Origin of the sequence: Bacillus sp. FSL H8-0547, assembly GCA_038002745.1 — a bacterium.
Classification (GTDB): Bacteria; Bacillota; Bacilli; order Bacillales; family Bacillaceae; genus Bacillus_P.
Genome location: JBBODD010000001.1, coordinates 553,850 through 572,905, shown reverse-complemented (window position 1 = coordinate 572,905; position 19,056 = coordinate 553,850). Strand labels below are relative to the sequence as shown.

General features: G+C 43.7%; 22 protein-coding genes. 17 read left to right on the top strand and 5 right to left on the bottom strand.

Annotation, left to right across the window (positions count from 1 at the left end; genetic code table 11):
- The first annotated feature begins 414 nt into the window (after positions 1-414).
- The gene (locus tag MHB63_02865) at positions 415-978 is read left to right on the top strand and encodes an isochorismatase family cysteine hydrolase (protein ID MEK3805528.1); all 564 of its coding nucleotides are present in this window, start codon (positions 415-417) and stop codon (positions 976-978) included.
- Between the two features lie 102 nt (positions 979-1,080).
- Here MHB63_02865 and MHB63_02860 read toward each other — a convergent pair whose 3' ends face one another.
- The gene (locus MHB63_02860; protein ID MEK3805527.1) at positions 1,081-1,848 is read right to left on the bottom strand and encodes a SurA N-terminal domain-containing protein; all 768 of its coding nucleotides are present in this window, start codon (positions 1,846-1,848) and stop codon (positions 1,081-1,083) included.
- 204 nt (positions 1,849-2,052) lie between these two features.
- Here MHB63_02860 and MHB63_02855 point away from each other — a divergent pair, with 204 nt between their 5' ends.
- From MHB63_02855 to MHB63_02835, 5 genes are all read left to right on the top strand, one after another.
- Positions 2,053-2,421: a VOC family protein gene (locus MHB63_02855; protein MEK3805526.1), complete on the top strand. Its 369-nt coding sequence runs from the start codon at positions 2,053-2,055 to the stop codon at positions 2,419-2,421.
- Positions 2,422-2,424: 3 nt separating this feature from the next.
- Positions 2,425-2,934, top strand: coding sequence for an acyl-CoA thioesterase (locus MHB63_02850; protein MEK3805525.1), 510 nt, complete (start codon positions 2,425-2,427; stop codon positions 2,932-2,934).
- Positions 2,935-2,944: 10 nt separating this feature from the next.
- Positions 2,945-3,487: a GNAT family N-acetyltransferase gene (locus MHB63_02845; protein ID MEK3805524.1), complete on the top strand. Its 543-nt coding sequence runs from the start codon at positions 2,945-2,947 to the stop codon at positions 3,485-3,487.
- Between the two features lie 144 nt (positions 3,488-3,631).
- The gene (locus MHB63_02840; protein MEK3805523.1) at positions 3,632-4,099 is read left to right on the top strand and encodes a MarR family transcriptional regulator; all 468 of its coding nucleotides are present in this window, start codon (positions 3,632-3,634) and stop codon (positions 4,097-4,099) included.
- Positions 4,096-7,251, top strand: a complete 3,156-nt coding sequence (locus MHB63_02835) for an MMPL family transporter (GenBank protein ID MEK3805522.1) — start codon at positions 4,096-4,098, stop codon at positions 7,249-7,251. The genes MHB63_02840 and MHB63_02835 overlap by 4 nt, the downstream gene beginning before the upstream one ends.
- Before the next feature lie 56 nt (positions 7,252-7,307).
- Here the strand turns inward: MHB63_02835 and MHB63_02830 are convergent, their stop codons facing one another.
- On the bottom strand, positions 7,308-7,649 hold the full coding sequence (locus tag MHB63_02830; GenBank protein ID MEK3805521.1) for a general stress protein: 342 nt from the start codon (positions 7,647-7,649) through the stop codon (positions 7,308-7,310).
- A 168-nt stretch (positions 7,650-7,817) separates the two neighbouring features.
- Between MHB63_02830 and MHB63_02825 the strand changes: the two genes are divergently transcribed.
- From MHB63_02825 to MHB63_02810, 4 genes are all read left to right on the top strand, one after another.
- Entirely contained in the window at positions 7,818-8,534 is a 717-nt protein-coding gene (locus MHB63_02825; GenBank protein MEK3805520.1) for a YebC/PmpR family DNA-binding transcriptional regulator, read from the top strand.
- A gap of 144 nt (positions 8,535-8,678) precedes the next feature.
- On the top strand, positions 8,679-10,025 hold the full coding sequence (locus MHB63_02820) for a copper amine oxidase (protein MEK3805519.1): 1,347 nt from the start codon (positions 8,679-8,681) through the stop codon (positions 10,023-10,025).
- A 138-nt stretch (positions 10,026-10,163) separates the two neighbouring features.
- A complete protein-coding gene (locus MHB63_02815; GenBank protein ID MEK3805518.1) occupies positions 10,164-11,141 on the top strand; it encodes a class F sortase in 978 nt (325 codons plus the stop codon).
- Positions 11,142-11,286: 145 nt separating this feature from the next.
- Positions 11,287-12,753, top strand: coding sequence for a phospholipase D family protein (locus tag MHB63_02810; protein ID MEK3805517.1), 1,467 nt, complete (start codon positions 11,287-11,289; stop codon positions 12,751-12,753).
- A 400-nt stretch (positions 12,754-13,153) separates the two neighbouring features.
- Here the strand turns inward: MHB63_02810 and MHB63_02805 are convergent, their stop codons facing one another.
- A complete protein-coding gene (locus MHB63_02805; GenBank protein ID MEK3805516.1) occupies positions 13,154-13,420 on the bottom strand; it encodes a YiaA/YiaB family inner membrane protein in 267 nt (88 codons plus the stop codon).
- Positions 13,421-13,540: 120 nt separating this feature from the next.
- Entirely contained in the window at positions 13,541-13,933 is a 393-nt protein-coding gene (locus MHB63_02800) for a DUF948 domain-containing protein (protein ID MEK3805515.1), read from the bottom strand.
- Positions 13,934-14,058: 125 nt separating this feature from the next.
- Here MHB63_02800 and MHB63_02795 point away from each other — a divergent pair, with 125 nt between their 5' ends.
- From MHB63_02795 to MHB63_02775, 5 genes are all read left to right on the top strand, one after another.
- Complete coding sequence (locus tag MHB63_02795) at positions 14,059-14,577, top strand: N-acetyltransferase (protein MEK3805514.1); 519 nt, start codon at positions 14,059-14,061, stop codon at positions 14,575-14,577.
- 294 nt (positions 14,578-14,871) lie between these two features.
- Positions 14,872-15,006: an FbpB family small basic protein gene (locus MHB63_02790; GenBank protein MEK3805513.1), complete on the top strand. Its 135-nt coding sequence runs from the start codon at positions 14,872-14,874 to the stop codon at positions 15,004-15,006.
- An 11-nt stretch (positions 15,007-15,017) separates the two neighbouring features.
- The gene (locus MHB63_02785) at positions 15,018-15,413 is read left to right on the top strand and encodes a sporulation protein (protein MEK3805512.1); all 396 of its coding nucleotides are present in this window, start codon (positions 15,018-15,020) and stop codon (positions 15,411-15,413) included.
- A 3-nt stretch (positions 15,414-15,416) separates the two neighbouring features.
- Positions 15,417-16,190 carry a TerC family protein gene (locus MHB63_02780; GenBank protein MEK3805511.1) on the top strand — a complete coding sequence of 258 codons (774 nt, stop codon included), beginning with the start codon at positions 15,417-15,419 and terminating at the stop codon, positions 16,188-16,190.
- Positions 16,191-16,304: 114 nt separating this feature from the next.
- Positions 16,305-16,898, top strand: a complete 594-nt coding sequence (locus MHB63_02775) for a YdcF family protein (GenBank protein MEK3805510.1) — start codon at positions 16,305-16,307, stop codon at positions 16,896-16,898.
- Here MHB63_02775 and MHB63_02770 read toward each other — a convergent pair.
- Positions 16,883-17,086 carry a hypothetical protein gene (locus MHB63_02770; protein MEK3805509.1) on the bottom strand — a complete coding sequence of 68 codons (204 nt, stop codon included), beginning with the start codon at positions 17,084-17,086 and terminating at the stop codon, positions 16,883-16,885. The genes MHB63_02775 and MHB63_02770 overlap by 16 nt on opposite strands.
- A gap of 166 nt (positions 17,087-17,252) precedes the next feature.
- Here MHB63_02770 and MHB63_02765 point away from each other — a divergent pair, with 166 nt between their 5' ends.
- Positions 17,253-18,101 carry a DUF1206 domain-containing protein gene (locus MHB63_02765; protein ID MEK3805508.1) on the top strand — a complete coding sequence of 283 codons (849 nt, stop codon included), beginning with the start codon at positions 17,253-17,255 and terminating at the stop codon, positions 18,099-18,101.
- A 122-nt stretch (positions 18,102-18,223) separates the two neighbouring features.
- The gene (locus tag MHB63_02760; GenBank protein ID MEK3805507.1) at positions 18,224-18,994 is read left to right on the top strand and encodes a hypothetical protein; all 771 of its coding nucleotides are present in this window, start codon (positions 18,224-18,226) and stop codon (positions 18,992-18,994) included.
- Positions 18,995-19,056 lie beyond the last annotated feature (62 nt).

Here is a 19,056-nt window from a genome sequence, read left to right as displayed (position 1 = left end):
GGAGAGATTTCAGAGTTGATGGCACTCATCCGAGAGAATAGAACCCTCAAGCTGAGAAATCTCAGAGTTGATGGCACTTATCGAGAAGAACAGAACCCTCAAGCAGAGCAATCCCAGAGTTGATGGCACTTATCCGGGAGAATAGAACCCTCAAGCAGAGCAATCCCAGAGTTGATGGCACTTATCCGGAAGAACAGAACCCTCAAGCAGAGCAATCCCAGAGTTGATGGCACTGATCCAGGAGAACAGAACCCTCAAGCGGAGCAATCCCAGAGTTGATGGCACTGATCCGGAAGAACAGAACCCTCAAGCAGAGCAATCCCAGAGTTGATGGCACTTATCCGGCAGAAAAGAACCCTCAAGCAGAAAAATCTCAAAGCTAATGGCACTAATCAAACAAGGGAGAGCGAATAAATGGATACAGCTATACTTGTACTTGATATTCAAAAGGGCTTTATCGGCCAAAAAGCTCGAATGCCCGCAGCAGGACATCACATTGAACCGATGCTGAAAAATGTAAATGACATTGTAAAGAAAGCTGATCATACAAAACTGCCCGTTGTGTATATTGGCAATGAATATGAACCAAAACAATTCATTTCCAATTTTTTAACAAAGAAATCAGCATTAAAAGGAAGCGAGGGGGCTGAACTGGATGAGAGGCTTCTGAGGGTGAATGATCGTTATTTTTCGAAAAGCAAATCAAGTGCGTTAAGCAATCCGGAGCTAGTTTCATATTTAACGGCTAACAGTATTAAACACTTAGTTATTGTTGGTTTGTTTGCAGAAGCCTGTGTAGCTGCAACTGCACTCGATTCCATCCGCAGGCAATTCACTGCAACAGTTGTAAAAGATGCAATAGCAAGCATGAGTGATACAAGAAAAGAGAAGTCTTTAAAGTACATGCATTCAAAAGGGGTTGCGATTGTTGAATCCTCCCATTTATTCAAGAATACCTTCATTGAACACTTGGGATAGTTCTTTAAAGTTTCCGTCAATCAAATCGTACCAGGTTAACTGGTCCTCAGACTGTATAACCACAAAACAACCCCCTCTGACATATCAGCGGGGGTCTCTTCATTAAATCTTAAGATCAATTTTTGCGTTTTTCTTCAGTTCTTCTACTTTTTGAGCCAGAAGTTCCTGTTGTTTTTGCTGTTTGAGAGATTGCTCGATTTGAGGTTTTACTTCTTCAAGCTTAGGTACTTCCTGTTTAGCTGCTTTTCCTTGCTCTGCGTACTGGTCATACGTTTTTTGAATCTCTTCATCAGAGATTTCGCCTGCAGGCACTTCTTTTTCGATATACTGTCTGAATTTGATGTCATCAGCAATCTGAGACTCAAGAGTTTTCATGTCCATGCCTGATTTTTTGAGTGCTGCTTCAAATTCTTTTTCTGTTTTGAATTGTTTTTTCGTTTCATCAAGCTGTTTTTTTACGTCTTCATCAGATGCTTTGTAGCCTTTTTTGTCGGCTTCCTGCATAAGAAGGGTTTGTCCGACTAAGCTGTCAAGCGTCTGCTTTTTTACTTGTTCGGCAGCTTCCTTGGACGTTGGATCCTGTCCCATTTGCTGCATTTGTCCCTGTGTTGCCTGAAGGACGCTGTTGTAGTCTTTTCCAAGAATCTCTTCGTCATTAACGAGAGCGACCGTCTTCTTCTCATCCACTTGCTGCTTTTCTAATTTTTTCTGCATTTCTTCCATTTGCTTTTGCTGTTCCTTCTGCTGATCGGTTTCGGCTGTTTTTGCTTTATTTTCTGTTTTAGCCTCTTTGCTTTCTTCGTTGCCTCCGCATGCGGCTAAAACAACGGCCATCAGACCTGTTATGAGTGAAAACATTATTTTTTTCATCATCGATCTCCTTCCTTTAAGCTAGAAGTATAATTTTTTCTAAAAAAAAATCATCTAGTGCGCATTATAAAGGAAATGAATTGAAAAAGAAACCTTATGGGGCAGTTGTAACGAGATGTAATACGATTGAAACCTTTTTTACGAGCTAAAAAATGTCTTAAGATATGTTAGAATATGGGTGTTGGAAAAGGGGGAATCAATCATATGGGAAAAGTGGTCGGTTTTGAATTAAGCAGCAAACATCCGGAAAAAGCGGCAGCATTTTACGAGTCGGTGTTCGGATGGGATGTTGGCGAGCCGGTCTGGGATTACAGACAGGTAAAGACAGAACAGGGTGCAACGGGAATAAACGGCGGAATCAGCAAAGGACCGGAGGATTTTCCTCATGGAACAAGAATTCAGATAGAAGTAGATTCAATTGATCAGACACTTGCCGCTGCTAAAAGGAATGGAGCTGTAATCGTCAGAGAAAAGATGGAATTTGATGACTTTTATCTTGCGTATGCAACAGACCCTGCAGGCATCGGGTTCGGTTTAGTAGAAAGAAAGAATTCTTTACATAAAGGAGATTAATCAATGGCTAAACTGCCTCCAAAACCATGTTCAGAGTCACGGGTTTTTCAGACAAACCGCGTGCTGCCTCCGGATACAAACAATCATCAGACCCTGTTTGGAGGAAAGCTGATGGCCTATATCGATGTTGTAGCATCCATTTCAGCATCCAAGCACTGCAGAACAGAATGCGTCACGGCCTCAATGGATTCGGTTGATTTCCTGCACCCGATCCGTCCGGCAGATGCGGTGCATCTTGAATCATTTGTGACGTTCACTGGAAGGTCGTCGATGGAAGTGTTTGTAAAAGTGACAGCAGAGGATTTAAAAAGCGGGAAATCAAAGGTCGCAGCAACAAGCTTTATTACGTTCGTCTCACTTGACGAAAATGGCCGGCCGAAAGAAGTTCCAGCTGTCTTTCCGGAATCCGATGAGGAAAAATACTTATTCGCAACAGGTGATGAGCGCTCGCAGATCAGAAAATCAAGAAGAAAAGCAAGCATTGCCTTCTCTGAACAAATTAAACAATATTGAGGAATCATTCATGTTCATTCTATACAGAAGACTTCTTGCAGAAGATGTAAAACCGGGCCTGCTCGACCATTTTGTCAGGTATCAGAAAACTGATCGGGTATGGTATGCGGAAAATGGCCAGTTCAGGGAAAAGGAAGATTCTTTTACCGATGATTGGGACCGTGAAAAGAAGAATGAAGTCATTCAATCCCTCAAGCAATGCATGCGGGCTGGAGGAACTGTCATTGGCGCCTTCCTGGGAGAGCACCTGATAGGTTTTGCCGCGGTTGAAGGAAAGAAGTTCGGGAGAAGCCTGCACTATCTTGAACTGTCATATATTCATGTCTCAAAAGAGACGCGGGGCAGAGGGACAGGTCTTGAGCTTTTTAAACTTGCCTGCACATATGCCAAACAAATGGGTGCTGAAAAACTGTACATTGGCGCACATCCATCCGTGGAAACACAGCATTTTTACCGGAAAGCAGGCTGCGTGCCTGCTAGAGAAATTAATCGGGAGATATACAGCCGCGAGCCGCTGGATCTTCAGCTTGAAGTGTCACTTGATCCTTTTTAAGGATCTTTTTTTTGTTTACATTCTTAACAGAATCTACATTGACTTTTTCACCACTGGGTCATATAGTTAAATACGTTAAAAGTTAAATTGTTGAACTAATAATTTTGATAGATGCAGAACTTGACACAAAAGGAGGGATTGGGCATGTCATGTAGTAAAATTACCGAGCTCGTCGACCGGTACATAGCGGTTTCCTATTCTGTGACGAATATCGCGGAAACGCTTGTAAAAGAACAGATCGGCAGTGATCTGACGAATGATCAGCACTATATGCTGAGATACATGAGCGGGGCAAAGACCTGCACATCGACTGAACTGGCAGCTGCTTTTAATGTAAAAAAAAGTGCCATTACGGCCATCATTACACGTCTTCATGAAAAGGGGCTGATTGAACGCGACCGCGACGAAAATGACCGCCGAGTTGTTTACTTAACGCTGTCTGATAAGGGACATGAACTGTTTGAAAAAGCGGAAAACCGCATACATACGCTCGTAGAATCATTTATCAATAAATTTGATCCCGAAGAGATCACGCAGTTTATTGAAACCTATGAAAAGCTGAACAGACTTCTGCTTGAAAACAAAGAAAAGCATACGGGGGAATCTGAGTGAATACGATAATTAAACAAAAATGGTTTGTCCTGATTCTTTGGATTGCCGTTATTGCCGGACTGCTGTTTACAGCTCCGAACATGGCGGACCTGGTCCGGGAGAAGGGGCAGATCGATGTTCCTGAGGGCTATTCCTCTTCCTACGCATCTGAAATTCTTGATGAGGTGCAAAAAGAAGAAGGCGGGGAAGATTCAAGTTCGGTGGCACTTGTCTTTTACAGCGAGAAAAAGCTGACGAAATCAGAGATTTCCGAAGCGGAAAAGGCAATCCGCACGCTTGAAAAAGAAGAAGATAAACTCGGTATAACCGAAATTCTCACCCATTTTAACGAAAAAAGCCTCAAAGAACAGCTTGTCTCAAAAGACGGCAAAGCGATTCTTGCATCTGTCAATGTCGCATGGAACGACCGCGAACCGGAAGAAGTGAGAGATGCTCTCTATGAAGCAATCAGCGATGTGGACGTTGAATATGACTATACAGGCAACTGGATGATCAATGAAGACTTGATAAAGAGCTCTGAAGAAGGATTGAAAAAGACAGAGGGCATTACGGTTATTTTTATACTCGCAGTGCTACTTCTTGTCTTTAGATCCATCGTGGCGCCTATTATCCCGCTTCTTGCGGTGGGCTTCACGTATCTTGCTTCACAGTCTATCGTTTCGTTTTTAGTAGATTCATCGGATTTTCCTATCTCGAACTACACTCAGATTTTCCTTGTAGCCGTTCTATTTGGAATTGGAACCGACTACTGTATTTTGATTCTGAGCAGATTTAAAGAAGAATTGGCCGTAAGTGAAACAGTGACTGATGCCATCGTGGCAACGTATAAAAACGCGGGCCGGACAGTCTTTTTCAGCGGCGTTGCCGTCATGATCGGCTTTGCTGCCATCGGATTTTCACAGTTTAAACTCTACCAGTCAGCTTCGGCGGTTGCAGTCGGTGTGGCTGTGCTGCTTATCGCGTTATTTACGATTGTGCCGTTTTTCATGGCCGTGCTCGGCGGGAAGATTTTCTGGCCGTCCAAAAGCAAAGCAGAACACGGGGAAAGCCGACTTTGGAGCATCCTCGGCAGATTCTCGCTTGCCCGCCCGCTGCTCTCCCTGCTGATTGTTGCAGCCATTTGCGTGCCGTTTCTGGCCGTTTATGACGGCGAACTGTCATTTGATTCTCTTGAAGAAATCAGCGGAGATGTTTCCTCGATCAAGGCATTTAATGCCATTGCCGACAGCTTTGGACCGGGTGAATCCATGCCCACACAGATTGTAATGCAAAATGATGAAGAAATGGACTCTGCAGAATATGCAGCATTGGCCGAAAAAATCAGCCAGGAGGTCGAAAAAGTCGACCTTGTTGATAATGTCCGGTCCGTTACCCGTCCGGCGGGAGAGCCAATTGAAGACTTCTTCGTTGCCAAACAGGCGGAAAACCTGAGCGATGGACTCGGCGACGGCAAAGAAGGAATCGATGAAATCAGCAAAGGATTGAACGAGGCCGGCAGCGAGCTGTCAAAATCACAGCCCCAGCTGAATGACGCAACAGAAGGAATTAACGGACTGATCTCGGGAACGTCTGAACTCCAGTCAGGCATTAATGAGGTTCAGTCAAATCTTGTCAAGATTGAAGACGGCATTCGTCAGGGCAGCACCGGCTCGGCGAAAATTAAAGAGGGGCTTTTGAATACAAAGGCAAAGCTTGAGGAGCTTTCAGCCGGGTATGAAGAGCTTGAGGCTAATTATAAGTTATTAGGAACTGGACTCGGCGAACTTACTGCAGGTTATAAAGAATTGGAAGCTGGTCTTTCATCATTGAATCAAGCATTCAACAAGCTTAATAGTAATGATTTTGCTGCATTGGGTCAGGAGTATACAAAGCAAGAAGGTAATTCCAATAAAAGTTTAGAAAGCGACACTAGATACCAAACGCTTGTAGGAACAGTTGCGACAGCAAAAGAATCTCTCAACTTACTGTCTCCCGGTCTTAGTGAGCTGAACGGAAAGCTATCCGCGGTCTCAGCCGGCATGACCCAGGCAAACACAGGCTTCACCCAGGCAAACAACGGTCTTGCACAATTCCCTGGCGGCATCGACGCTCTTATTAAAGGCATTGATCAGCAGCTTGCGGGACTTAATCAGCTCGCTGACGGCCAAGGGCAGATTGTCGGAAACATGCCGAAATTTTCAAACGGGCTTGGAGAAGTCAATTCCGGCCAAAAGCAGCTGCTTGACGGGTTTGGAGATCTTGGCGGCCAGCTTGGTCAGCTGACGGACGGCTTAAATCAGAGTGCTGACGGGCTTAACCAAGTATCAGACGGGATCGGCTCTGCTCAGGATTACTTGACCGGTCTTTCCAAGTCCTCGGATCAAAATGGATTCTACCTGCCTGAGGAAGTTCTTGACAGCAAGGAATTTGCGCAGGCGCTTGATGCCTACATGTCTGAAGACCGGAAAACGATGACGCTTGATGTTGTGTTTGAAGCAAGTCCGTATTCCAATGAAGCGATTGAACAAGTGCCGGAAATTAAAGAAGCTGTAAACCGTGCTGTAAAGGATACAAAGCTTGAAAATGCAGATGTGGCCGTAGGCGGCATTACAAGCACAAACGCAGATTTGAGTACTGTTTCTGCACAGGATTACTCGCGTACAGTTATTTTAATGCTTGTGGGAATCTCTATTATTCTCATCTTTATGTTCCGCTCTCTGATTATGCCAATCTACATTATTGGTTCACTCGTGTTGGCCTACTTTACATCCATGGCGATCAATGAAGTGATTTTTGTAGACATTCTTCAGTACACAGGCATAAGCTGGGCCGTACCGTTTTTTGGATTTGTCATTCTTGTTGCGCTTGGCGTCGACTACAGTATTTTCCTGATGGACCGCTTCAATGAATACCGTGATCTGTCAGTAGGCGAAGCAATGCTGATGTCTATGAAAAAGATGGGGACAGTTATTATTTCAGCAGCCGTTATACTCGGAGGCACGTTCGCTGCAATGATGCCTTCCGGAATGCTTTCTCTGCTGCAGATTGCCTCCATCATTTTAATCGGATTGTTCTTATACGCACTTGTGATCCTGCCGCTGTTTATACCGGTTATGGTAAAAACATTCGGGTCAGCAAACTGGTGGCCGTTTAAGAGAGTATCGAACGAATAGCAACAGACGCAAAAAAGCTCCGGCAGTTATGCTGGAGCTTTTTTTGTATTTGAATATCAGAATGTCACTTCATCCTGATTTCTTACCACAAGAAGCGTTTTGCCTTTATCAAGTTCTTCTTCGAGCTTTTCGGCCATTTCAGTATCAAACCCGATTTCTTCCATTTTCACGACGAGTTTGTCATCTTTGCTTCTGAACACATTTTTTATCGCTGTTCCGACTCCGGTTACACCTACGCCGATTTTATTAGCGTCTGTTTCTTTGCGGTCGCGTCTGACGTGATCATTGTCGTGTGAGAGTATGTAGATATCCTCGTCCCTGATGCCGTCATGGCGCAATCTGTCAATCGATTCCTTCAGCTGTTCATCATCGTGAAAAACTTTGAATTTCGGTTTCATCTTTATCGCCTCCATGGTAAAAAGGTACCCGCTCTATGAAAGATTGAAACAAGGAAACAAGTACTCGAAAAAAACGGGAGGAATTTGCTATAATAGATTGAATGTCAATCATACACGTGCTTGTTTAAACAGGCATTTTTATAAGAATGGAAAGAGAGTGAAAAAATTATGGGCCGTAAATGGAACAATATTAAAGAGAAAAAGGCGTCTAAAGATGCAAATACAAGCCGGATTTACGCAAAATTCGGCCGGGAGATTTATGTAGCAGCCAAGCAGGGCGAGCCGAATCCTGAATCAAACCAGGCACTCCGCATGGTGCTTGAACGTGCAAAAACATACAGCGTCCCTAAAAACATCGTTGACCGCGCAATCGAAAAAGCAAAAGGAGGCTCTGAAGAAAGCTATGATGAGCTTCGTTATGAAGGCTTCGGGCCGAATGGTTCAATGGTCATCGTGGATGCATTGACAAACAACGTCAACCGCACAGCATCCGATGTCCGGGCTGCGTTTGGAAAAAATGGCGGCAACATGGGAGTTAACGGTTCGGTTGCGTACATGTTTGATGCAACTGCCGTTATAGGCGTTGAAGGAAAGAATGAAGAGGATGTGCTGGAGCTTTTAATGGAAGCAGATCTTGATGTGCGGGATATCCTTGAAGAGGAAGATTCTGTGATTGTCTATGCTGAACCAGACCAATTTCATGCTGTTCAGGAAGCATTCAAACAGGCGGGCATTACTGAATTTACCGTGGCAGAGCTTACGATGCTTGCGCAAAATGATGTTGAGCTCCCTGAAGATGCACAGGCACAATTTGAAAAAATGATTGATGCGCTGGAAGATTTAGAGGATGTTCAGCAGGTATACCACAACGTGGACCTGGGATAATAGATGAAAACAGGCGGAAAATCCGTCTGTTTTTTTATACCCAGATAAAAAATGAATAAAAAAGTGATCCATTTAAAAAATCCTGTCGTTTCCTGTACAAGAAGTTCAAAACGAACTTAAAAAAACGACAGGGAGCGTGTAATCATGAAAATCAAAAAATTGTTAGCACCTGCACTTGGATTATCCTTACTTGTACCAACTTTCGGAACGGCCGTCCAGGCAGAGGAAATGAAGCCGACAGTCAACACACCTGCAGCGCAGCTCAGAGCAGACCTTGACTACCTATTGTCAGAGCATTTTGTTTTAGCGGTAACAGCCATGACAAAGTCCTATGATGGAGCAAAAGATGCAGAGGCAGCAAACAAAGCTTTAGATCAAAATGCAGCTGACATGACTCCTGCCATTGCTTCAGTATACGGGGAAGAAGGCGCAGCTGAATTCGAGCGAATCTTCCGGGAACATAATAATTACACGGCCGATCTTGTAAATGCGGCAAAAGGAAATGACGAAAATGCCCGTGCAGAAGCAGAAAAAGAAGTCGCGGCATTTGTTGAAGAATTTTCAACCTTCCTTGGAACTGCAACAGAAGGAAAGCTTCCTAAAGAAGCAGCTGAAGAGGCAGTGAAAGTTCACGAAGCCCAGGTGCTTGAAGTTTTTGATAACTACGTAGAAGGCGACTACAAGGAAGCAAATGAAACATTCCGAGAAGGATATAAACATATGTATGTGATCAGTGACGCATTAGCGGGAGCCATCACAACTCAAATGCCTGAAAAATTCGAAAATACAAAATCCGATACACCTGCAGCTGACCTTCGCTCAACCTTGAACAGCCTTGCTGCTGAGCATTTCTCTTTAGCGGCTACCGGCATGCAAAAAGGATTTGACCAAACAGAAGATTATGACTTTGTCAGCTGGTCAGAAGATGCCAACACAGCAGACTTTAAAGCGGCAATCGGCTCTGTATATGGAGAAGAGGGTGCGGCACAGTTTGAAAAAGTATGGCAGGGCAACCACATCAATGCACAAGCTGAAATTGTAGCAGCTACGCTTGAAGGCGATGATGCGAAAATCACAGAATCTAAAGCAAAGCTTGATCAATTTGCAATGGACTTCGGCACATTCCTTGGTGCTGCAACGGGTGAAAACCTTCCTGCCAAAGACGCACAGGCAGCAATTAAGCAGCACGAAGCACTTGTAACACAAACGTTTGACCAATATGTTGCCGGCGACTACGATGCAGCTTACCAGTCATTCCGCGAAGGCTACAAGTTCATGTTCGGTGTAGGCCAGAACCTTGGAAATGCCATTGTGACGCAAATGCCTGATAAATTTGAAGCTTCAGCAATGCCTGAAGACATGCCAAAAACAGGACTCGGCGGAACAAGTGAAGCACTTCCGGCATCAGCAGCCGTATTTGCAGGCCTAGGCTCGCTCTTAGCTGCAGCAGCTCTTGTTCTTTTCAGAAGAAAAACGGCTCAACAGAAGTAATTGCTGAAAAGAGAGATGAGAGGGATGCTCTGTTTTAGAACACATGAGATTGGATCAGCTGCAAGCGCACTGATCCTTTCCCTCTTTTTTCCTTATTAGAACAAAACTATGTGATTTATAAACGGGGTGCATTGGAAAATGAAAAAAATCATCTTACTCGGCATAAGCAGCGTTATCTGTTTTATCCTCGCGGGCTACAGTTACGGGCTTTTCCCAACTCAATTATCCTCTACCGATACCTCCCCCAAAAAAGCAGAGCAAACGACTGTGCAGACGGAAAATGCTGCCGCCGGGGCAGATGGGTCTGAACGTCCGCTGAATGAATTTACCTTATTAAAAGCAGAAGTGAAAAAGCTGATTGAAGCCCAAAAAAGAGAGACTGCCCAGATGAAAGGCATCATCCCTGCAACCGTTGAAATCCCATCGATAAATGTGAATGCCCCAATTGAACAGGTGGGGATTCTTGACAACGGTCAGATGGGGGTGCCAGAGGACATTAATAATGTCGGCTGGTTTGAACCTGGAGTGAAGCCTGGAAGCAAGGGAAGCGCAGTTCTTGCAGGACATGTTGACAGCAAAACGGGTCCTGCCATCTTCTTTGATCTGAAAAAAGTAAAAGAGGGCGACGAAATCATCGTAAAGGATCAAAACGGAACAGCTCTTACGTTTATCGTAAAAAAGCAGGAAAGCTATGAACGTTCATCAGCTCCGATCGATGAAATCTTCCAGACGTCAGAAGGACAGAATTTAAATTTGATTACTTGTTCAGGAACGTTTGACCGCTCTGCAGGAACGCATGAGGAAAGACTTGTCGTGTTTGCAGAGTTAAAAAAGGAAAAGAAACCGGCAAAGAATGTTCCTCCCCCTGCCCCTGATACTGTAGAAGTGAATGGAACATTTGTAACGTGGCATGCTGTCCGCGAAGATACGGTTGCAGGCTACAGAGTATACAGAGGAGACAAAAATGGCGAGAACTTCGAGCAAATTGCGAGCATATCAGCTCTTGAAAGAAAGAGTTTTATGGATGAAAATGCGGCAGACCATACTTATTACGTGACAACTGTCGATGCATTTGAACAGGAATCAGAGCCTTCTGAAATAGCCGCGGTCAATTAAACTTCAGAAAACCAGTCTGTCATTTGATCAGACTGGTTTTTAAATGTGTATTTTTTGAAAAAATGAAACTTTTCACCTAATAAAACGTTAGATATAATGGGTCTGTTTATATACTATTCTGCAATTATTTAAGGAGCGTTTGATTATGGCCAATACAGTCATACAAGAAAAAACAAGCGTAAAAAAGAAACGGAAGAGGAAGGTTTTTCTTGGCGCACTTTTGCTTTTCGTCCTTTTGGCTTCTGGCACAGCAGTCTATCATTATACAAAACCTCTTCCGGCAGGCATCTCCCACGAAGGTGATATTCATGCCGGGCAGGTGGAATTTCTCTACGATCTGACGTTTGAAAACGGGGAAGAAGTGACTCATAATCAGGTCATTTTTGACAGGATTGAAGATACCATTGAAGAGGCTGACCAGTTTATCATGATGGATATGTTCTTGTTTAACGACGAATACGACCGGTCTGCAAGCTATCCAGCCCTGTCCCGCAGCCTTAAAGACGCTTTAATTGAAAAGAAACAGAAGGATAAAGAAATCCAGATAACGGTGATTACCGACCGCATTAATACCTTTTATGGATCATACCCGTCACAGATTGCAGAAGAGCTGAAAGAAAACGGCATTGAAGTTGTCTTTACGGATTTAAAGCCTCTCAGGGATTCGAATCCCTTTTTCTCCGGGGGCCACAGGACGTTTCTGCAGTGGTTTGGAACCGGTGGAAGCGGCTGGATTCCGAATGCGTTCAGTCCTGATTCTCCTGATGTCACACTCAGGTCCTATCTGGACTTATTAAATTTTAAAGCAAATCACAGGAAAGTCATTGTATCTGAAAAAGAAGGAATCGTGACGTCCGCCAATCCCCACGACGGCAGTTCGCTCCACTCTAATATTGCGTTTGCTGTAAAAGGAGAGATCCTGAGGGAACTTGTTGAAACGGAAAAAGCGGTCGCTTCCTTGTCAGGAACGGATGTGGAAATGGATGAGAGCGCTGTTGTATTTGCACAGGCGGAATCCGGCGCTTATGATGTTCAGCTTTTAACCGAAGGGAAAATCAAGAAACACTTAGTAAACGAAATGAAGCAGACCGGAAAAGGTGAAAAGATTAAAATTGGGGCATTTTATTTATCTGACCGCGACATCATTAATGAGCTGCTAGCAGCTTCAGAAAGAGGAGCAGAGGTCAGACTGATACTTGATGCAAACAAAGATGCCTTTGGACGGGAGAAGAACGGTGTTCCCAACAGGCCTGCTGCTCATGAACTTGTTTCAAAATCTGATGGAAACATCCAGGTGCGGTGGTATAAAACAAACGGCGAACAGTATCACACGAAGCTGATGTTTTTTGAGGGTGAGGAAGAGGATACGGTCATTGGCGGATCAGCCAATTTTACGAAACGCAATCTCGGAGATTTTAACCTTGAGACAGATCTGAAAATTACCGGCCCTTCCAATACAGGGATGATGGAGGAAATGGAAGCCTATTTTGATGAGCTCTGGTCAAATCAGTCAGGAACATACACAGAGGATTATGAAGTATTTGCAGATGATTCGCTCTTTTTGACATTCATGTACCGCTTTCAGGAGTGGAGCGGGATTTCAAGTTTTTGATGGGAAACGGCAGCTTGTTGCTGCCGTTTTTTATTTGCACCTATAAAAGAGGCTTCGACAAAACATGTTATAACAATAAATTGGGGTTCAATAAAAATCCGGAAAATGACACCACAAACGGGCATCCAATTCTGGTGAAAGTGGCGGCACTAAGCGGAATGACGCCACAAACGAGCATCCAATTCTGGTAAAAGTGGCAGCACTAAGCCGAATGACACCACAAACGAGCATCCAACTCTGGTAAAAGTGACGGCACTAAGCCGAATGACGCCACAAACGAGCATCCAACTCTGGTAAAAGTGGCAGCACTAAGCCGAATGGCGCCAGCAAGTTGGGATTCATTTTTAGCACTTTAACATAAATAAACCGGACGAGCTATAGCACTAGTCCGGTTTTCATTCTATGAATCCATTGATTTTCCAAGACTTTGTTTGCGCTCCTGCTCAGCAATCATTTCATCGTCTTCGGCATTGTCGCGTGTAACTTTCTGCGTTAGAATTGCTCCAACGGCAACAAGCATCATGACAGCGATGTAGTAGCCTTTTTCATTCAGCTGAAGGTTATCGGCATTGTACAGTCCGATACAAAACAGCGCGACTCCGGCAAAGAACGTAAAGTAAGCGAGGAATGTAAAGGCCGGTGTATTTCTTCTTCGGTATTTTTGCATGGCAGATCGCTCCCTTTTAATAGGTAATATGGCAGTAATGACTCTGATATCATACCATAATTTCCCTAAAGTGAAACGTATTATTTGTCATATTTACAGTTTCATTGTGAGGAGGTGCACCTATTTTACATTTATATTGAGAGGTCCTTTGATCCGCACGGGAGGTTCATTGACCGAAATCTCTGTCCGCTGCTGGCGTTTAGCTCCAAAGACAGCTCCGACCTGCTTGATGGAGGATGTGACATTGTGGAGCATTTCACCGACGTCATGGGCAGATTCAAGGAGCGGATCGACAGTGCGGATTTTGCCTTTGACATCTGATGTTAGCTGATTGGCTGTATGAATCAGCTGCTCGGCTTCTTCTGAAAGCCCGTTTACGGCATTTCTGACTTCTGCAAGCGTCTTGTTGGTTTCATCCAGCGTAACCATCCCTTTTTTTAATGTTCCGATCAAATGGACAGCAAGACAGATGAACGCACCCGAAGCACCTGCAACACTTAATTTGATTAACATGTTTTCCCTCCTTTTTGTATCAATCTATGTTTTTCTTATATTGGAAATGCCATAATTGGTGTAAACTCATAAACAGTTGAACAACTTAAATGGCTTGTGTAAAAGACATAAAGGGGAAGAAATCTGTGTATAAAATTAGACCTGAAAGAGAAGAAGACATTCAAGAAATAAAACAAATGAATGATGATGCGTTCTGTCAGGAAAACGAAGCAAAGCTGATTGCGGAAATAAGGAGCTCTGACGGGTTTATTCCTGAGTTATCACTGGTAGCATTGGGTGACACAGGCAATATCATTGGTCACATCCTTTTTAGCAGCATTCATATTCAAACTCAAAATAATAAAATAGCAGCGCTGGCGCTGGCTCCTATGGCAGTCAGTCCTCAGATGCAGAATAAGGGCATTGGTTCAGCCCTTGTGAGAGATGGGTTGATACGCAGTAAAATGCTGGGGTACAAATCTGTCATCGTTCTTGGACATCCTCTGTTTTATGCCAAATTTGGTTTTAAGCCTGCAATTGAATATGGAATTAAGCCGCCTTTTGAAGTGCGTGATGAGGTTTTTATGGCTTTGGAATTAGAGCAGGGTTCTCTTGAACAAGCAGCAGGAACAGTGGTGTACCCGCCTGCCTTTTCTAACGTCTGACAACCGCCTAATTATTATAAAATTTAGATTAGTTGTTGACATCATTGTCGGTTTCTTATAAAATAGCAGTATACCAATCGAATAAATGAACCTCCTAAAGGGGAGTAGCTTTTACAATAGTGTCGTCACTTCGAAGCAATTTGCTTCCGGCTCTATTGGCAACCATTGCGTTGTTAGCAAGACCTTTACCTATTACCGGTAAAGGTCTTTATTGTTTTTAAGAACAAAAAACCTTTGCCGAATGCAGGCAAAGGTTTTTTTATTCGAAATTTCCTATATGAGGTGTGAGAGTATATGAAAAAAATCCGATGGTCCATTGAAAAATTAATTCGTGAAAACAAAGAGGAACTGCTGAAGGATAAAACGCAGCTTGAAAAAATTGAACAGCGCATTGATGACAAGTACACGAAAAAAATAGGATTTAAATAGGAGGAATGAAGATGATTCTAAGAAAATATATGTCTATTCTAGGTATTGGTTCTGCTCAAATTGATTTAATCCTTACTAAGGAAGAGTTCAGTCCCGGTGAGTGTGTGAAAGGTTACTTTTTAATAAAAGGCGGTGTGATTGAGCAGCAGCTGAAGCGGATTGACTGTGATTTGGTTGCGGCTGATCTGTCTGCCGGGAGTGAGAATGTGCTTGAAACGTCGAATATTTTAACCTCAAAGCAAATTGCTGCTGACGAACAAAACCGGATTGATTTCGTATTCAGGCTTCCTCAAAACCTTACGGAATCAAACGATGAGAGGTCATACTTCTTTAACACGAGGCTGGTTTTCGATGAAGGTGTCATCAGCAAAGATCAGGACTTTATCACAGTAGTAAAGGGGGACTAACAGATGGAACTAACAATGCTGATGGAATATGGATGGGTATTGCTGCTTTTGATTGCGATTGAAGGACTGCTTGCCGCAGATAACGCGCTTGTGCTTGCCATTATGGTCAAACACCTGCCGGAGGATCAGCGGAAGAAAGCTTTATTTTATGGTCTTGCAGGTGCCTTTGTTTTCAGGTTTGGCTCCTTGTTTGCAATCTCCTTCCTGGTGGATGTCTGGCAGGTTCAGGCGATCGGGGCTCTCTACTTGCTGTTCATTGCAGCGAACCATATCTTAAGAAAACTTGTGTTTAAAAAGAAAGAAGAAGAAGAGAAGCCGGATAAGAAAAAATCAGGATTCTGGGCAACTGTACTGAAGATCGAGCTTGCAGATATCGCATTTGCTGTAGATTCCATTTTGGCTGCTGTGGCTCTCGCTGTCACGCTTCCAAACACCAGCCTGCCGCCAATCGGCGGTCTTGACGGCGGAAAATTCCTCGTCATTTTCGCAGGGGGCATTATCGGGCTTGTGATTATGAGATTTGCGGCAAACTACTTTGTCGACTTGCTTCATAAACGTCCGGGTCTTGAAATTGCAGCCTTCGGAATTGTCGGGTGGGTTGGAGTAAAGCTTTCCATCTACACCCTGTCGCATCCTGAACTCGCTGTGCTGCCTGAAGGATTTGCAAAATCCCCCGAGTGGAAAATCACATTCTATGTTGTACTCGTTGGAATTGCAGCAGCGGGCTGGTTTTTGTCAAAAGAGAAAAAAGAAGAATCGGCAGAAGTCAGTCAATAGTTTTGAAGAGCATCCATTTCATCATGGATGCTTTTTTGTGTTTTCTTTAGAAAATCTTTACCTTTTTCCAAAATTTATCATGTATAGTGAAGGTAGATTACACAAGAGAAACGGATGGTCGTAATGAAAAAATTAATCAAATACAGTTTGGCCGGCTTGCTTCTTTCAGGCTTAATCTATACAGGATTTCTCCATTACAGCATTCAGACAGCAGCCTCCGGGCAGCCGGAAGATGGAGCGGATTACATCATTATTCTCGGTGCAAAAGTCAATGGAACGGTGCCTTCTCTCGCACTGCAGTACCGGGCTGATGCAGCAGCAGAGTATATGAAGAGAAATCCCGGGACAATTGCCGTCGCATCGGGCGGACAGGGGCCGGGGGAAGAGATTACGGAAGCTGAGGCAATCAGCAGGATATTGAGCGGGCATGGTATTGATGAAAAGAGAATTATAAAGGAATCGGCGTCAACAAGCACAATTGAGAACCTTTCATATTCAAAGAAAGTACTGCCAAAAAACGCAAAACAGGGACTGATTGCCACAAATGACTTTCATATTTACCGCTCATTGCTTGCAGCAGAACAGCTTGGCCTTGATGTGGAGGGGCTGCCGGCAAAAACTCCGGGTGTCGCCGTTTTGAAATCTTTTTCAAGAGAGTACTTAGCGATAACAAATTACTACGTAAGAGGACGCTATGAGGCAAAATAAAAAGAACCATCTTTTCCGCCGTCCCGGGAATGGTTCTTATGTTTTTCTCTATAAAGCTGTTCTTTTTTCGTTTTCGTCCGTTTCGTGCTCAAATCCTGCAGAGCAAATGGACTTCTGCTGCTTTCGGGATTCCGTTTTCCTTCGCGCGTCATTTTCAGGCGCTGTTTTTTTGCTTTTGACAAACTCATGGCATTCACACTCCTGCTATTATTTCTATCAGTATACGCGGAAACAAGACATTTTGTACAGATGGAGTGAACGCTGTTATGTATCTTTTTCCAGCAGGTTTCTTTTCGCCTGCCAATGGGAAATGTATAGTCAGATAACAATGACTGACGTGAGGGAGAGATAAATATGGAGTATTCTGCAAAGGCGGAAGCCAAGGCAAAGGCGAATGATGCAGGAGAAGAAACAAAGCCCTGGATCAGGCGGTTCGGACGGTTTGGCTATATGGCAAAAGGACTTGTCTATTTTTTAATCGGCGTTCTTGCGCTGCTTGCTGCTCTTGGACTGGGAGGGAAGATGACCGGAACGAGCGGGATGTTTGAAACCGTGGCAGGAAAGCCATTCGGGGAGATATTGCTGTGGGTGATCGGCATCGGACTTATTGGTTATGTTTTATGGGAACTCATAAAAGCTTTTCTTGATCCTGAAAGAAAAGGAAAGAAGACAAAAGGCATACTCGTTAGAACAGGCTATGCAGTAAGTGCAGTCGTCTATGGAGCCATCGCTTATAAAGCAATATCGATTGCTATGCACGCAAGTTCAGGCGGAGGCGGGTCTGAAAAAACAATTTCAGCCAAGCTGCTCCAGCAGCCCTTTGGCCAATGGATCATTGGACTGGTTGGCGCAATCATTATCGGATATGGACTTTATGAACTCTATAACGGCTATACTGAACGATTCATGAACAAATTCAGAGTAAGCGAAATGAATGAACATGAACGCAAGGTTGCAAGAAAGTCTGGAAAGTCAGGCTTAATTGCAAGGGGAATCGTGCTTGCGATGATCGGGTATTTCTTTATTCAAACGGCCATTACAGCAAACCCGGAGCAATCTAAAGGAATTGACGGCGCCTTAGCTGAGCTTGCCTCTAAACCTTACGGCGGGTGGATGCTGGGCCTTGCTGCCGCAGGACTGATGCTTTACGGCATTTATGAAATGATCCGCGGCCGATATGAGCATATGAGCTTTGGGCGTTAGAAAAAGGGAGAGTAATCTCCTTTTTTATTTGGATAAAATCCTTTATGTTTCCCGGAAAATATTATAAAGGCACAGGCAAATCTCTCTAAAGCGGAATAGGTTACTGTAAGGGAGTGATTTAGGTGTCTAAAAAGAATACAAAAGACAAAAAGGTCAAGGTAAAAGTGATTTTTCTGGACGAAAGTGAAACCGATTCACTTGCCGGAGAACTTGAAGAAGGTGATTTTTCGTACAGTTTGGCAGGCGAGTCAGCAGAAAGTGATTTTTCGGACAGTTTTGCAGGCGAGTCAGCAGTAATGGACTTTACCGAAAGCCTGGCGGGCGTGATAGGAGAGGCTGTGGAAGAATCTCTCGAAGCCGTGTCAAAACATGTTTCCTGTGAAAAAAATTATAAGAAATACTTTAAGGAAAAATACAAGCACAAATATAAGAGAAAGTACAAAAAATGCTGTAAAAAACAGAAGATTTCCATTGCCTATGGATCTCTATACAATTTTGAACTTGGCAGTTTTGCCTTGGATGGAGAACCAGTTAATTTCACAGTTGCAGGACCGCTTCGCCATGTAAGTGGAATCCTTGCTGATAATTGCCTGAGAATAAAAAAATCCGGTGTTTACGAAATTATTTTTTTGGCAGATATCATGACAAATCCGGTCATTGCCAATTTTGCCATCTTTAGAAATAATACATTGATTGACTTGTCCAGGTTTTCACTTATGGCGACAGACACAATCCAGACGACAATCGGAAAAACAGTCCACTTGGAACTATCAGGCGATGATGAAATTACTGTCAGAACGCTTGATGTCAGCTCTCCAAACGTAGAATACGTAACACCTGCCGTCCAGATTCTGAATGCAGCGCTGACGGTCAAACTGCTAGATCAAGGATAAATCTGACCTCAACCATCTCATATTTTACAAAAAACAAGGCACCTTAAGAATGTCTTGTTTTT

Coding starts and splice junctions, on each gene's coding strand:
- MHB63_02865 (MEK3805528.1), top strand. CDS start 415: ATGGATACAGCTATACTTGTACTTGATATTCAAAAGGGCTTTATCGGC.
- MHB63_02860 (MEK3805527.1), bottom strand. CDS start 1,848: ATGAAAAAAATAATGTTTTCACTCATAACAGGTCTGATGGCCGTTGTT.
- MHB63_02855 (MEK3805526.1), top strand. CDS start 2,053: ATGGGAAAAGTGGTCGGTTTTGAATTAAGCAGCAAACATCCGGAAAAA.
- MHB63_02850 (MEK3805525.1), top strand. CDS start 2,425: ATGGCTAAACTGCCTCCAAAACCATGTTCAGAGTCACGGGTTTTTCAG.
- MHB63_02845 (MEK3805524.1), top strand. CDS start 2,945: ATGTTCATTCTATACAGAAGACTTCTTGCAGAAGATGTAAAACCGGGC.
- MHB63_02840 (MEK3805523.1), top strand. CDS start 3,632: ATGTCATGTAGTAAAATTACCGAGCTCGTCGACCGGTACATAGCGGTT.
- MHB63_02830 (MEK3805521.1), bottom strand. CDS start 7,649: ATGAAACCGAAATTCAAAGTTTTTCACGATGATGAACAGCTGAAGGAA.
- MHB63_02825 (MEK3805520.1), top strand. CDS start 7,818: ATGGGCCGTAAATGGAACAATATTAAAGAGAAAAAGGCGTCTAAAGAT.
- MHB63_02820 (MEK3805519.1), top strand. CDS start 8,679: ATGAAAATCAAAAAATTGTTAGCACCTGCACTTGGATTATCCTTACTT.
- MHB63_02815 (MEK3805518.1), top strand. CDS start 10,164: ATGAAAAAAATCATCTTACTCGGCATAAGCAGCGTTATCTGTTTTATC.
- MHB63_02810 (MEK3805517.1), top strand. CDS start 11,287: ATGGCCAATACAGTCATACAAGAAAAAACAAGCGTAAAAAAGAAACGG.
- MHB63_02805 (MEK3805516.1), bottom strand. CDS start 13,420: ATGCAAAAATACCGAAGAAGAAATACACCGGCCTTTACATTCCTCGCT.
- MHB63_02800 (MEK3805515.1), bottom strand. CDS start 13,933: ATGTTAATCAAATTAAGTGTTGCAGGTGCTTCGGGTGCGTTCATCTGT.
- MHB63_02790 (MEK3805513.1), top strand. CDS start 14,872: ATGAAAAAAATCCGATGGTCCATTGAAAAATTAATTCGTGAAAACAAA.
- MHB63_02785 (MEK3805512.1), top strand. CDS start 15,018: ATGATTCTAAGAAAATATATGTCTATTCTAGGTATTGGTTCTGCTCAA.
- MHB63_02780 (MEK3805511.1), top strand. CDS start 15,417: ATGGAACTAACAATGCTGATGGAATATGGATGGGTATTGCTGCTTTTG.
- MHB63_02775 (MEK3805510.1), top strand. CDS start 16,305: ATGGTCGTAATGAAAAAATTAATCAAATACAGTTTGGCCGGCTTGCTT.
- MHB63_02770 (MEK3805509.1), bottom strand. CDS start 17,086: ATGAGTTTGTCAAAAGCAAAAAAACAGCGCCTGAAAATGACGCGCGAA.
- MHB63_02765 (MEK3805508.1), top strand. CDS start 17,253: ATGGAGTATTCTGCAAAGGCGGAAGCCAAGGCAAAGGCGAATGATGCA.